This window comes from Enterococcus sp. DIV0724b (assembly GCF_050531475.1).
GTDB classification, from domain to species: domain Bacteria; phylum Bacillota; class Bacilli; order Lactobacillales; family Enterococcaceae; genus Enterococcus_L; species Enterococcus_L haemoperoxidus.
The window spans coordinates 687,124-700,657 of the sequence record NZ_CP172890.1 but is presented as its reverse complement, the minus strand read 5'-3'; the positions used below and the strand labels follow the sequence as shown (position 1 = coordinate 700,657).

Sequence of the window (13,534 nt, the reverse complement as noted above, 5' to 3'; positions counted from 1 at the left end):
AAACCAATAGCTAGGTAAATTATATTTGAATGAAAATCGAACACTTTTCAACTGAATAATAAACTGGACCATTTTTACTATGGTATAATGAAGATTACTTTAATTTTCGCACTAAAATAGAATGAAAGTGATGGGATCAACGTAATGAAAAAAATACTGTATATTTCTTTAGGCTGCCTCACATTTGGCTTGGGTACGTTAGGGATTTTTCTGCCTATTTTACCTACGACAATTTTTTATATTTTAACTGCATTTTTCTGGATGCGTAGCTCCGAATATCTGTATACAAAATTTATCGAATCAACCTATTATCAAAAATATATTCAAGCGTCTATTCTAGAAAAGAAAATCACTCCTCTCGGTCGAGTAAAACTGTTTTCAACTTTATTTGTAATTTTTGCGATTCCATGTGTCATCGTCCGCAATCCAATTATGACAACTACTTTAACTATCATCTTTTTGATACATTTAGTTGGTCTAAATTTATATTTCAATAGAAAGAAAGTCGCGCCTTTAAAAGAACCAAATGAATAATAAGTTTTTCTTTAAAGTAACAAGTCTGTTTCTATACTTATTCGCTGTTTTGTGATAAAATACGATTAATTGTTGTACAACACAACACAAGGGACGGTTGAAAGAAAGTACAGTTTCCATAAAACAAGTAAAGTGAAGCAAAGTCGAGGCTTCATTTCATCATCAACGAATGTTTTTGATGTCAATTGTTTTTAGGGTGGACAGCCACCTCATTTTGTTGTGTTCAAAAATTACAGTAAAAAATATAAAAATAAATAATTAACTGCTTTGGCAGATAAAGGAGAAAACACATATGATATATAAAGTTTATTATCAAGAAACAAAAGTAAGAAACCCAAAAAGAGAAGATACAAAATCTATTTATGTTGAAGCAGAAAGTGATGTTATCGTGCGCCAACAAGTAGAAGAAAATACCCCATATAACATCGAATACATTCAAGCACTTGATGAAAATCACCTAGCTTATGAACAAGAGCACGCGGAATTCTCTTTAACGGAGTTTTAATATGAAAGTAAATATAAAAAACAATGAAACCGGCGTTTTTGCAATAGGCGGTTTGGGCGAGATCGGAAAAAACACTTATGGGGTTCAATTTCAAGATGAAATCATCATTATTGACGCTGGAATCAAGTTTCCAGAAGATGATTTACTTGGGATCGACTATGTTATTCCCGATTACAGCTATATCGTCCAAAATCTGCATAAAGTTAAAGCGTTAGTTATCACTCATGGACATGAGGATCATATTGGTGGTGTCCCTTATTTATTGCGTCAAGCAAATATACCAATTTACGCTGGTCCGCTAGCCTTAGCTTTGATCACCAATAAATTGGATGAACATGGTTTATTACGTGATGCTGAGATGCATGAAATCAATGAAGATACTGTGATTCGCTTCCGTAAAACAGCGATTAGCTTTTTTAGAACGACACATAGTATCCCTGATGCTTTAGGTGTAGTCGTTAAAACACCCTCCGGTAATATTGTTGCAACAGGAGATTTCAAGTTTGACTTTACACCAGTTGGTGAACCTGCAAACTTGCACCGTATGGCAAAACTAGGTGAAGAAGGTGTCTTATGTCTGCTTTCTGATAGTACAAATGCGGAAATTCCAACTTTTACTAAATCAGAGAAAACGATTGGTTCTTCTATTTTAAAGATTTTTGAAAAGATTGAAGGAAGAATTATCTTTGCTAGTTTTGCTTCAAATATTTTCCGTCTCCAACAAGCCGCAGATGCTGCCGTTGCAACGGGACGTAAGATTGCAGTATTTGGTCGTAGTATGGAAAATGCAATCGTTAACGGCGAACATTTAGGATATATCAATGTACCCAAAGGAACGTTTGTAGATGCGAGCGAGCTGAATCAACTGCCTGCTGGCGAAACAATGATTTTATGTACAGGTTCTCAAGGTGAACCGATGGCAGCATTAAGTCGGATTGCAAATGGAACTCACCGTCAGATTTCAATACAGCCTGGCGATACAGTGATCTTTTCAAGTTCACCGATTCCTGGAAACACAACAAGTGTTAACCGTCTGATCAACTTGCTTTCAGAAGCAGGTGCTGAAGTTATTCATGGAAAAATCAATAACATCCATACTTCAGGTCATGGTGGCCAAGAAGAGCAAAAATTAATGTTGAGTTTAATGAAACCTAAATATTTTGTCCCTGTTCATGGTGAGTTTAGAATGTTGAAAATCCATGCATCGTTAGCTCAAGATGTTGGTGTGCCAGCGGACAATTGTTTTATCATGGAAAATGGTGATGTGTTAGCTTTAACAGCAAATGATGCTCGTATTGCGGGACACTTCAATGCCAACGATGTTTATGTAGATGGTAACGGTGTTGGTGATATCGGTAATGTCGTCTTGCGTGATCGCCGGATTCTTTCTGAAGAAGGTTTGGTTTTAGCAGTAGCGACAGTGGATATTAAAAATAAAGAAATTCTAGCTGGTCCAGATATTCTATCTCGCGGATTTGTCTATATGAGAGAATCGGGAGAAATGATTCATGAAGGACAGCGTTTATTGTTCAATGCAATTCGTGAAGCATTACGAGATGAAAATTGTACAGAGGCGAAATTGTGTGATGCCATTTCAGCTGCTTTACAACCCTTCTTGTTTGAAAAAACAGAACGTCACCCGATGATTTTACCAATGATCATGACTTCATGAGTGTGAATACAAAAAAGCAACTGATGGATAAAGTCCATCAGTTGCTTTTTGTCTCTATACTACATTATTCACTACTAAAACGTTGGCTTTTGTATGGTTAACAACATAAGAAGTCGTTGAGCCAACCATTAACCTTTCAAAACCGTTTAAACCTGTTCTGCCGATTACAATTAGATCGATCGGTTCTTTCGACTCTGTAAAATCAGCAATCAACGTTTTGGGATAACCATACATAACATACGTGAAAACTTGAGAAACACCTTGTTCAAGTGCTTTTGACTCGCGTTCTTTCATCTCTTCTTCTTCTCTTGTACGAAGATCTTCCATCAGTGTTCCCATCGACATTGTTAGTTCACCAAAATAATTACCCATCTCTTCAATAACAGATAAAACGTGTAAAGCCGCGTCATTTCGTTTGGCAATTTTGATTGCTTCTTGAAAAGCTTTTTCTGACTGGTCAGAACCATCTACAGCAACTAAAATATTCTTATAAGATTCTCCCACGATAAAAACCTCCTTCTTTGTTATTTCTATTATACTACTTAAAAGGGCTTTCAACAAAAAAATTTGCCGCGTAAAAAACTTTCTTCTTTACACTTCTAAAAAGCCGTGTTATAGTAATCATGGAATTTCGTTATCAGATATCGTTGCCTTTCATAAGAATCAAGAGAGGAGAATTATTATGACATTTGGTAATAAAGTATTAAAATACCGTGTAGCACTTGATACAAAGAGAAATTTGTTTATGGCTATCGATGCAAATAACCAAGCAAACATTGCTTATGGTATCACGATTACACAAGCAGTAAAAGAATTGAAAAAATCTATTTAAGGAGTTATCAACCTAAATGAGCGATTCAAGTTCTAATACGATTTAAAGGCGTCTAGTGAATGTTAATCACGGATGCCTTTTTTGTTTTGTATTACATCTTAATTAAGAATACTGTTCAACATCTGCTTTGCATTGTACTCTCAATATTTAACAGCAAAAAAAACATCTGACAACTGTCAGATGTTTTGGAATGGACTAATTAGTTTTTAACAACGTTAACTGCTTGAGGTCCACGATCAGAATCTTCAACGTCGAAGCTTACTGATTGGCCTTCTTCGATTGTTTTGAATCCTTCACCTTGAATTGCTGAGAAATGTACGAATACATCGCTACCATCTTCGCGAGAGATAAATCCAAATCCTTTTTCTGCGTTAAACCATTTTACTGTTCCTTGTTCCATTCTTTTGTTCCTCCTCGTGCTTAAGCACTAAATATTGTAACATTGCCCGTATACGATAGAGGGTTTTAAAATTAAAACTTCTATATTGTCCCAAACAAGATTACACTAACATTGTACATGCGAACCCTTATTTTTGCAAGAAATCTAGTTAGTCTGCCGCAAAAAAATTTTCTTCTCTCATGCTGATGTAAACTTGTTCTCCGATGATAATATGATCCAATACTTCGATCCCCATCATCTTTCCACATTTCTGCATTCTTTGCGTAAAATGAATGTCACTTTCTGACGGAGTCGGATTACCGCTCGGGTGATTATGAGCGAGGATTAAACGTGCCGCAGAGTATTTCACTGCACTACGAAAAATCTCTCTAGGATGCGCCACTGACTGATTCAACGACCCTTTAAAAACTGTTTCTTGTTTGATTACCTCATTCTTCGTATTCAAATACAAACAAACCAAATGCTCTTGGTGAAAATCTTGTAATTCATACATTAAATTTTGAGCAATTTGATAGCTAGAAGACACCTTACCCAATTTTAGCTGGGTACTTTGTTGGATTCGGTAACCAAACTCAATCGCTGCTCTTAGTTCGATTGCTTTGATTCGCCCAATTCCTTTGATTTTCATCATTTCGGTAAGCGTGGCATTTTTCAATTCATATAAATGATTGAAATAATTCAAAAACTTAGAGGCTACCTCCATCACGTTCGTATTCTTTGAACCAGTTCTTAATAAAATCGCTAATAGTTCTTGGTTCGATAAGGCTTTTTCACCTACGACCTCTAATCGTTCACGAGGTAAACAATCTTCTGGCATTTCTCTAATAAATAGTTTTTCTTCTTTGATCAAAAAATCACTCCTTTATACGCTTCTAGTAAAAGATACGCAAAGGAGTGACGTTTTTATTTTTTTAAATAAGCTGGAGCTTGAGATAAACTTTCAAAAATTTCTAACGTTTTTTCTTTAACTTCATCTGTTGGTGCTAACAGATCTGGAACCATAATCACAGGAATCCCAGCTGCATTTGCCGCTGTTACTCCATGAAATGAGTCCTCAAAAATCAAAGTGTTATCAGCTTTTGTGCCCAAGTTGGCTAATGCTTTTTGGAATATTTCTGGATCTGGCTTCGCTCGAGTCACATCTTCTGCTGAAACAATTCCTGAAAAGCGTTCCTTGATTCCAGCGCCCTCTAATAATAATTCAATTGCTGGACGAACATTACTTGAAGCTACGATTCTTGGAATTTCATGTTGATCAAGAAAATCAAGTAATTCCAGAACCCCCTCTTTTAATGGAACTTTGCCTGATTCAAATACTTGGTAGGTATCGTCATATGAACGCTCGATAAACTCTTCCACTTTTGCTTTACCGAAATCCTTATAGATTCGATGATAATTCTCTTGTACCTCTTCATCTGATACACCTAAAAATTCTAAATAAAGTTCTTTGCTGTATGGAAAGTTCATTGCATCAGCTATTTTTTGCGTTGACTGATAATAAATCAGCTCTGTATCAAATAATAAACCATCCATATCAAAAATTACTCCGTCTATTTGTTTCATGATTTCCTCCTAAATTAAAAGCTAAACGAGCTCATTCATCCTTGACAGAAAAATAGGAAATTATGATTGTGGCACTTTTAGCCACAATCATATTTTATCTTTTTTCCGAAAGACTAGCTCGTGAAGCTAGATAATACATAGCGCAATCGACCTTGTCTAGTTGAGACTAGTCCCCATCGCCAGATCCTATGTTCAACAACAATTCACGGACTTGTGAAACAAAATAAAGTGAGCCCGTCACTAACATCAAATCGTCTGCAGACATTTTTTCTAAAATTTCACCTAAGCCGAATTGCCACAATGAAACAATCTCTGTTTTATCATCTTCAAAATGTTCCATCTTTGTTAATTCGATTGCTCTAGGATAATCAAAAGTGGTCAAATATAAATGAACATTGGGCACTTTTCTTAATATCGCAATCATTTGATCGATATTTTTTGACGCTAATGCCGAAAATAAAATATGGATATCCCGATTTGGAAATTCCTTTTTCAGATTTTCAGCTAAGCGGCGCATCGCATGGTCATTATGGGCACCATCTAAAATAATTAATGGTTCAGCACTTATTTTTTCCATCCGAGCAGGCCATTGAGCCTGAGCTAACCCTTGATAAACATCTCTATCTGTAAAATTGATTTGGCGCATTTCACAGTAAAGATAGAACAGCTGGATTGAAACAGCCGCATTTTCTACTTGATGACGACCTAATAAAGGTACTTTGACTTTAGGTAACTTACCTGCGTCACCATAAAAATCAAAGATTTCGCCCCAATTTTTGTCGGGATGTCGATATTCTGCTTTATAATCTTTTTCATAACGATACACGCTACTGTGTTTTTCTGTCGCGACTTCATTGATCACGACAAACGCTTCTTCCTCGATGTTGCCAGTTACAACTGGAATTCCTTCTTTGATGATTCCAGCTTTTTGGAAGGCAATTTTTTCAAGTGTATCACCTAATATTTCTGTATGGTCTTTACCGATCGTAGTGATTGCTGTTAACATCGGTTTCACAACATTGGTACTATCTAATAAACCGCCAAGTCCAACTTCAACAATGGCGATATCAACTTGTTCATCTAAAAAATAATCAAGCGCCATAACAGTTAATGTTTCAAATTCAGTGATTCCTGCACTCTCAGGCTCTTGATCCATTTCTTTGATCAACTCTTGATATTTTTCCAAATACTGGATGATATGATTGTCTGATATTCCATGTCCGTTAATGGCAATTCGTTCATTAAAATGTTCGATATACGGAGAAGTAAAAGTTCCTACGGTAAGTCCTAATTCTTCTAACATACAGCGTAAATATGTGACTGTAGAGCCTTTTCCATTTGTACCTGCAATGTGGATGGTCGGTACTTTTTCTTCAGGATTACCGACTCTTTTCAGTAATGCCTCCACCCGATCAAGACCTGGCCTAGATCCAAAGGGTAGTCTACTATGAATCCAATCGATTGCTTCTTCTATCGTTAATGACATCTTATCAACTCCTCATTATCCATTATATCGAAAGCTGAGGTGCTTTTCACTAATTAACGCCTTTAATTCTGTAATTGATCGATTCTATAAAAAAGAGTTAACAAATGGTTCATCACTTTCAAATAAAAACTACTATGATAAAATAAACAAGTCTCTATGTATGAACTAACTACTAATTCTTTTGCACCAACACCTAATCCCATGATAAACTAGAGTCTTGGAGAGAAATCTAACCACGTTTGTTTTATAAATAACGAGTTTTCAAAATTAATATTGTTGCAGGTAGTTCGTTTGATTTTCAAGGATTGATTGAACCTTTATCCTAAAACAGTTACAAATCATTAGAATAGAGGAGCAGTATAGTATGTCAAAAACAAAAAAAAGTTTATTGGTCACTGGAAGTTTTCTTCTTCCTTTCCTATTATTAATCATACTCTGGTCGATTTTAGGTTTAGCACCGTTAGGAAATAACAATCTCTTGGTAAGTGATTTAGGTACACAGTATATGCCATTTTTAAGTTCATTGAAGCAGTTTTTCCAAGGAGAAACTTACTCTTTGTATTCATTTTCTGATGCCCTTGGTGGAACTATTTTACCCTTAAGCGCTTATTATTTATTAAGTCCTTTCAATAGTTTAGTCTTGCTGTTTTCTTATGAGCAATTGCCGATTGCTATCTTATTGATCATTACATTAAAAATTTCCCTCATGGGCAGCTCGATGTTTTATTATCTTCAAAAAACGTATCGGCAATCAACCATTTCAACATTACTTTTTTCAACATCTTATAGCTTATGTGGCTTTGTAACGGTCTATTGTTTGAATTTCATGTGGTTGGACGCATTGGTTTTGCTCCCTTTACTAGTATTGGGGATTCAGCGATTATGGGATCATAAGAAGTATGTTCTTTATGCAGTCTCATTATTTTCAGCCATCATAACCAATTATTATATGGGCTATATGCTCTGCATTTTTGCTGTATGCTACAGTCTTTATTGGTATTATCAAAAAACAGAACCATCTAAAAAGAAATCGATTTGGCTATTTATTAAAGAAAGTCGTTTGTTTTTCGTTACTTCTTTCCTAACTGGGATTAGCACAAGCTTTATTTTGATTCCAGCTGTAGAAGGAATGTTGGCGACAAAAAAAACTAATTTTGAGTGGCAAACATTTTTACCGACACCTAATTTTGGTTTTAATTTTCTTTCGCAATTAGGCCTTGGCAGCGTTAATTTTGAATGGCGTTTAGAACATCTACCGACGATTTTTTCTGGAATCTTGATGGCCTTGCTTTTTATTGCTTATTTTCAGCTGTCAGCTATTTCTAAGAAAGAAAAAATTGGCGCTGCGTTTTTAGTTGGGTTTATTTTCTTGAGTTTCTGGTTGGAACTTGTCAATACGATTTGGCATATGTTTCAAAGTCCTGCAGGATTTCCGTATAGAAATACGTTTATCTTTAGTTTTTTGGTGATAAAATTTGCCTATGAAGCGTTTCTAAAATTGAAGGATGGCGCAAGATTAAAGATAGTTGTTCCTTGTATTTTTTCTGGATTGTTGCTTATTGGTTATATTGCTTTAAAATTTTCAAAAGAGAAAATCTTTTTACTGTCCGATTATTATGTTGTTCTCAGTCTATTTAGCATTTGGTTGATGTTTGGTTTAATTGTCTTGATTCAAAAAATGCACGGCTCAAAAAGAAGCGGCCTTTATGTACTATTATTCCTAGTCGTTTGTTCTGAATTAGTCTTCAATTTTTGGATCAGCTTTAAGGATATTCCATTTGGAAACCAAGAAAAATTTGCACAAACCTATAAAATTCAGGATAGGATCATTTCTGATTTACAAAATAAACATCCTCATTTATTCAGGATAAAACAAACGATTGATTCCGATGATGCAGGTTATAATGAAAAAAATAATGGCTACAATAATCCAATTTTATATGGCTATGCTGGTGTTTCCAGCTATACCTCTACTCTAGATGCTAAAACCCAAGATACGTTACATGCTTTAGGTTTATATCAAAAAAATGACCGTAGAATCGCTTATGTGGATGAGTCGAAAGTTATCAACTTACTTTTAAATGTGAACTATCAGCTCACACCAGAAATTAAGTCATACCAAGAGAATAGTTCAAGTGATCCTTCAACAAATATTTATGAAAATGAAGAAGCAATTGGCATGGGCTTTTTGGTCCCACAGAAATTCGGTGACCTTAAATTAGCTAACGATCAGCCTCTAAAAAATCAGGAAATGATTCTACAACAGATTCAAGAAAATAAACAAGGTTATTTTCAAGAAACACAAAAAGTAGCTTGGACAACTCAAGTAGACAATCAATACACACTCACTACAAAAACAACAACAGATGGTGAACTTTATCTTTTTGCACCAGAAATCGACTGGAAAAAGATCACTTCTTTTAAAGTAAATGGGGGAAAAATCCAGCCTGCGGTTTATATCGCAACAAATCAATTATTTAATCTTGGCTACTTCAAAAAAGATGACGTTGTTCAATTACAACTTGAATCTGAAAAAGAGCTTGAAGAAAAAACAATTGAATTAAAAACCTTACAAGAAGAAACCTTTGATTCATTAATTACCAAACAAAAGTCTAAAGCGATTCAGCTTGAAGAAGAAGTCTCAGGTACTTTGACTGGAGAAATCAACGTAACTGATCCAGAAAATTCACTGCTTTATATAGCAATTCCCTATGATAAAAATTGGCAGATCACGGTCGATGGAAAAAAAGTCAGAGCTAAGACGGTTTTAGGTAATTTTACTGGGATTGAATTAACTTCTGGTAAGCATCAAATTAAAATGCATTACCAACAACGAAACTTTATTATAGGAGTTTTGATTAGCATTTCTGTTCTTTTGAGCGTATTATTCTATCAACTAATAAAATACTTTACACGTCAAAAATCAACCTAAGAACGAGAGGAATTTGCAGCCATGGGGAGAAAAATTCTGAAACGAATTATCTATGTACTGCCTATTGTAGGAGTTATTTGTTTCACTGGTCTAGTGGTTTATGGATACTATAAAGGTATTTTTAATTCTGTTCAATCTTTACAGGACTTCATGAAACAATTTGGAGAATACGCAGTGTTGATTTTTATCTTTTTACAAATGCTTCAAGTGATTGTGCCAATTCTTCCAGGTGGAATTTCAACACTTGTTGGAATGCTGATGTTCGGAAGTCTACCTGGCTTACTCTATAGTTATATTGGTTTGATGATAGGTGATGTTATCGTCTATTGGCTAGCACGTTATTATGGGAAACCTTTTGCCCAGCTTATCCTTTCTAAGAAACGGTATTTAAAATTCGAAAAAATGTTGGACCAGCCTGAAAAAGGAATTAAGAAATTGATGATTGTTACGTTGTTGATTCCTTTTGCACCAGATGATTTGACGTGTTTGGTTGCAGGTCTGGCTGATCTGCCGTTTAAGGAATATATGAAAGTGTTATTGCTTTTTAAACTTTGGTCCGTTGCGACTTATGGATATGCGTTGTTGTTCTTGTTTAATCGGTTTTTGATTAGTTAGAACAATTAAAAAAGACAGAAATGGCATAAAAAATGTCATTCCTGTCTTTTTTGTTTATTAATTCACTGTACGTAATTGTGCAATTCGTTCTTTCACAACTACTTGTTTCTCTAAATAATCTTTCTCTTTAGCTTTTTCTGCTTCCACAACATCATTTGGCGCATTAGAAACGAAGCGTTCATTCGCTAATTTTCCTTGAACACGTTTGACCTCTTGCGTCCATTTATCCAATTCTTTCTCTAAACGGGCTATTTCTTCTTCCACATTGATCAAGCCAGCTAATGGCAGATACAGCTCTGCTCCAGTTAGAACAGCTGACATCGCTAATTCGGGTGCAATAATGTCACTTGCAATCGTTAATTCTTCTGGATTACAGAAGCGCTCGATGTAGTTTGTGTTTTCGATTAAAAATTTATCAACTGCTTCATCATTAGTTTTAATTAATAGTGTGATTGGCTTAGATAACGGTGTGTTCACTTCAGCACGAATATTACGTACTGAACGAATCACTTCTTTTAAAACTTCCATGCCACGAGCGGCTGTTTCATCTGAAAACGCTTCGTGAACAACTGGGTAATCAGCAACTACAAGAGATACACCTTCATGAGGAATATTTTCCCAGATTTCTTCTGTCACAAAGGGCATGATTGGATGCAATAGACGTAAAATTTGGTCTAGTGTATACACCAAAATACTGCGTGTTGTTTGTTTGGCAGATTCATTTTCTCCGTAAAGAATTTCTTTACTCATTTCGATATACCAGTCACAAAAATCGTCCCAGATAAAGTTATATAACTGACGACCTGCTTCACCAAATTCAAAGCGGTCAAATAAATCAGTCACACGAGCAATTGTTTCATTTAAACGTGTCAAGATCCAGCGATCTGCGACAGTTTTTTCACCACTAAAGTCGATATCTTCATAAGACATTCCCTCAACATTCATGATCACAAAACGGCTGGCGTTCCAGATTTTATTGATAAAGTTCCAAGAAGCATCCATTTTTTCGTAACTGAAACGCATATCTTGACCAGGTGTTGAACCATTTGACATAAACCAACGTAATGCATCTGCTCCGTATTTATCGATGACTTCCATTGGATCGATGCCGTTTCCTAGAGATTTACTCATTTTCCGTCCGTCTTCTGCTCTGATTAATCCATGCATCAAGACATTTTTAAATGGCGCTTGTCCTGTAAACTCTAAACTTTGGAACATCATACGGCTAACCCAGAAAAAGATAATATCGTAGCCAGTTACCAGAGTGCTTGTTGGGAAATAACGCTGATAGTCAGCTGCTTTTTCATCAGGCCACCCCATTGTTGAAAATGGCCATAATGCTGAGCTGAACCATGTATCTAATACATCTGAATCTTGTGTCCAATTTTCTGCATCAGTTGGTGCTTCCATGCCAACATACATTTCGCCTGTTTCTTTATGATACCAAGCTGGGATTTGATGTCCCCACCATAATTGGCGTGAAATTACCCAGTCATGCACATTTTCCATCCAACGTAAGAACGTTTGGTTAAAGCGTGGTGGATAAAATTCTACCGCATCATCTGTTTCTTGATTTTTAATTGCTTTTTCAGCTAACGGTGCCATTTTAACAAACCATTGTGTGGATAAACGAGGTTCAACAACAACACCAGTCCGTTCTGAATGCCCTACGCTATGATTCATTGTTTCAATTTTAATTAAACGACCCATTTCTTTAAGATCAGAAACGATCAATTTACGTGCAGCAAAACGATCCATACCAGCATATTTACCAGCTAAATCATTCATAGAACCATCTTCATTCATTACATTTACGCGAGGTAAATCGTGACGGTTACCGACTTCAAAGTCATTGGGATCATGAGCTGGTGTGATTTTTACTACCCCTGTTCCAAATTCCATATCCACATATTCATCAGCAATGATTGGAATTTCTTTGTCTACTAAAGGTAGCGTAACTGTCTTACCGATTATTGCTTGGTAACGCTCGTCATCAGGATGAACGGCAATCGCTGTATCTCCTAACATTGTTTCAGGACGAGTCGTAGCGATTTCCACAACGCCTGTTCCATCAGTCAGTGGATAACTCATATGGTAAAACGCACCTTCGATATCTTTGTGGATAACTTCGATATCAGATAAGGCTGTTTTGGCTTTTGGATCCCAGTTGATGATGTATTCACCACGATAGATCAAGTCTTTTTCATATAAAGAAACGAAAACTTTGCGGACAGCTTCAGACAAGCCCTCATCTAAGGTAAAACGTTCACGGCTATAATCTAGTGACAAGCCCATTTTTGCCCATTGTTCACGGATATGAGAAGCATATTCTTCTTTCCAATCCCAAACTTGCTCAACAAATTTTTCGCGACCTAAATCGTAACGAGAAATATCTTGCTCTGCTAATTTTTCTTCTACTTTTGCTTGTGTTGCAATCCCAGCATGATCCATTCCTGGAAGCCATAAAGTATCAAAACCTTGCATTCTTTTTTGACGGATAATCATATCTTGTAAAGTTGTATCCCAAGCATGACCTAAATGTAGTTTACCTGTAACGTTTGGTGGCGGAATGACAATTGAATAAGGTTTTGCTTCTTTGTTGCCGTTTGGTTTGAATAAGTCTTGATCTAACCATTTTTGATAACGGCCTTGTTCTACTTCTGTGGGTTGGTATTTAGTTGGCAGATTTTTTTCTTCTGTCATGTAGATTCCTTCTTTCTATAACGTGTTAGTATTCTTTTGAAATATCTGTGATGAGCATATAAAAAAGCCCTAAAATACTTTCGTATTTTAGGGCGTATATACGTATACGCGGTACCACCTAAATTGTGTCTGACTATCCAAACACCACTCATTCGTGAGGTAACGATCACTACTCGAATCATTCTACTACATTCAAATCATCGACTCCCAAGCTACCTTCTTACTGGTTATGTGAAAATCTTCCACCAAGTGATTTTCTCTCTATAACGATGCCAGTAATACTCCTCTTGTT

12 protein-coding genes and 1 other annotated feature (1 of these 13 cut by a window edge) are annotated in these 13,534 nt (G+C 35.9%); of the genes, 6 read left to right on the top strand and 6 right to left on the bottom strand.

What is annotated here, in order from left to right:
• Positions 1-144: 144 nt before the first annotated feature.
• From IGJ02_RS03250 to rnjA, 3 genes are all read left to right on the top strand, one after another.
• Positions 145-534, top strand: coding sequence for a YbaN family protein (locus IGJ02_RS03250; protein ID WP_430603278.1), 390 nt, complete (start codon positions 145-147; stop codon positions 532-534).
• Between the two features lie 292 nt (positions 535-826).
• Positions 827-1,039 (top strand): DNA-directed RNA polymerase subunit epsilon, encoded by a 213-nt coding sequence (locus tag IGJ02_RS03245; RefSeq protein ID WP_010760376.1) that lies wholly within the window; start codon positions 827-829, stop codon positions 1,037-1,039.
• A gap of 1 nt (position 1,040) precedes the next feature.
• Positions 1,041-2,711, top strand: coding sequence for a ribonuclease J1 (gene rnjA / locus IGJ02_RS03240; RefSeq protein WP_430603277.1), 1,671 nt, complete (start codon positions 1,041-1,043; stop codon positions 2,709-2,711).
• A 54-nt stretch (positions 2,712-2,765) separates the two neighbouring features.
• Here the strand turns inward: rnjA and IGJ02_RS03235 are convergent, their stop codons facing one another.
• A complete protein-coding gene (locus IGJ02_RS03235; protein ID WP_010760374.1) occupies positions 2,766-3,215 on the bottom strand; it encodes a universal stress protein in 450 nt (149 codons plus the stop codon).
• A gap of 178 nt (positions 3,216-3,393) precedes the next feature.
• Between IGJ02_RS03235 and IGJ02_RS03230 the strand changes: the two genes are divergently transcribed.
• Positions 3,394-3,543, top strand: a complete 150-nt coding sequence (locus IGJ02_RS03230) for a hypothetical protein (protein WP_010760373.1) — start codon at positions 3,394-3,396, stop codon at positions 3,541-3,543.
• A 199-nt stretch (positions 3,544-3,742) separates the two neighbouring features.
• Here the strand turns inward: IGJ02_RS03230 and IGJ02_RS03225 are convergent, their stop codons facing one another.
• From IGJ02_RS03225 to IGJ02_RS03210, 4 genes are all read right to left on the bottom strand, one after another.
• Positions 3,743-3,943 (bottom strand): cold-shock protein, encoded by a 201-nt coding sequence (locus IGJ02_RS03225; protein ID WP_010760372.1) that lies wholly within the window; start codon positions 3,941-3,943, stop codon positions 3,743-3,745.
• Positions 3,944-4,091: 148 nt separating this feature from the next.
• Positions 4,092-4,760, bottom strand: coding sequence for a RadC family protein (radC, locus tag IGJ02_RS03220; RefSeq protein ID WP_034683679.1), 669 nt, complete (start codon positions 4,758-4,760; stop codon positions 4,092-4,094).
• 86 nt (positions 4,761-4,846) lie between these two features.
• Positions 4,847-5,506, bottom strand: coding sequence for an HAD family hydrolase (locus IGJ02_RS03215; RefSeq protein ID WP_010760370.1), 660 nt, complete (start codon positions 5,504-5,506; stop codon positions 4,847-4,849).
• A gap of 166 nt (positions 5,507-5,672) precedes the next feature.
• Positions 5,673-6,992 carry a bifunctional folylpolyglutamate synthase/dihydrofolate synthase gene (locus tag IGJ02_RS03210; protein WP_430603276.1) on the bottom strand — a complete coding sequence of 440 codons (1,320 nt, stop codon included), beginning with the start codon at positions 6,990-6,992 and terminating at the stop codon, positions 5,673-5,675.
• 364 nt (positions 6,993-7,356) lie between these two features.
• On the opposite strand from IGJ02_RS03210, the gene IGJ02_RS03205 reads away from it, so the two are divergent.
• The gene (locus IGJ02_RS03205) at positions 7,357-9,924 is read left to right on the top strand and encodes a YfhO family protein (RefSeq protein WP_430603275.1); all 2,568 of its coding nucleotides are present in this window, start codon (positions 7,357-7,359) and stop codon (positions 9,922-9,924) included.
• Between the two features lie 21 nt (positions 9,925-9,945).
• The gene (locus IGJ02_RS03200) at positions 9,946-10,539 is read left to right on the top strand and encodes a TVP38/TMEM64 family protein (protein ID WP_430603274.1); all 594 of its coding nucleotides are present in this window, start codon (positions 9,946-9,948) and stop codon (positions 10,537-10,539) included.
• A 57-nt stretch (positions 10,540-10,596) separates the two neighbouring features.
• On the opposite strand, the gene IGJ02_RS03195 is transcribed toward IGJ02_RS03200, so the two are convergent.
• Positions 10,597-13,242: a valine--tRNA ligase gene (locus IGJ02_RS03195; RefSeq protein ID WP_430603273.1), complete on the bottom strand. Its 2,646-nt coding sequence runs from the start codon at positions 13,240-13,242 to the stop codon at positions 10,597-10,599.
• An 85-nt stretch (positions 13,243-13,327) separates the two neighbouring features.
• Positions 13,328-13,534, bottom strand: a binding site (T-box leader); it runs 12 nt beyond the window's last position.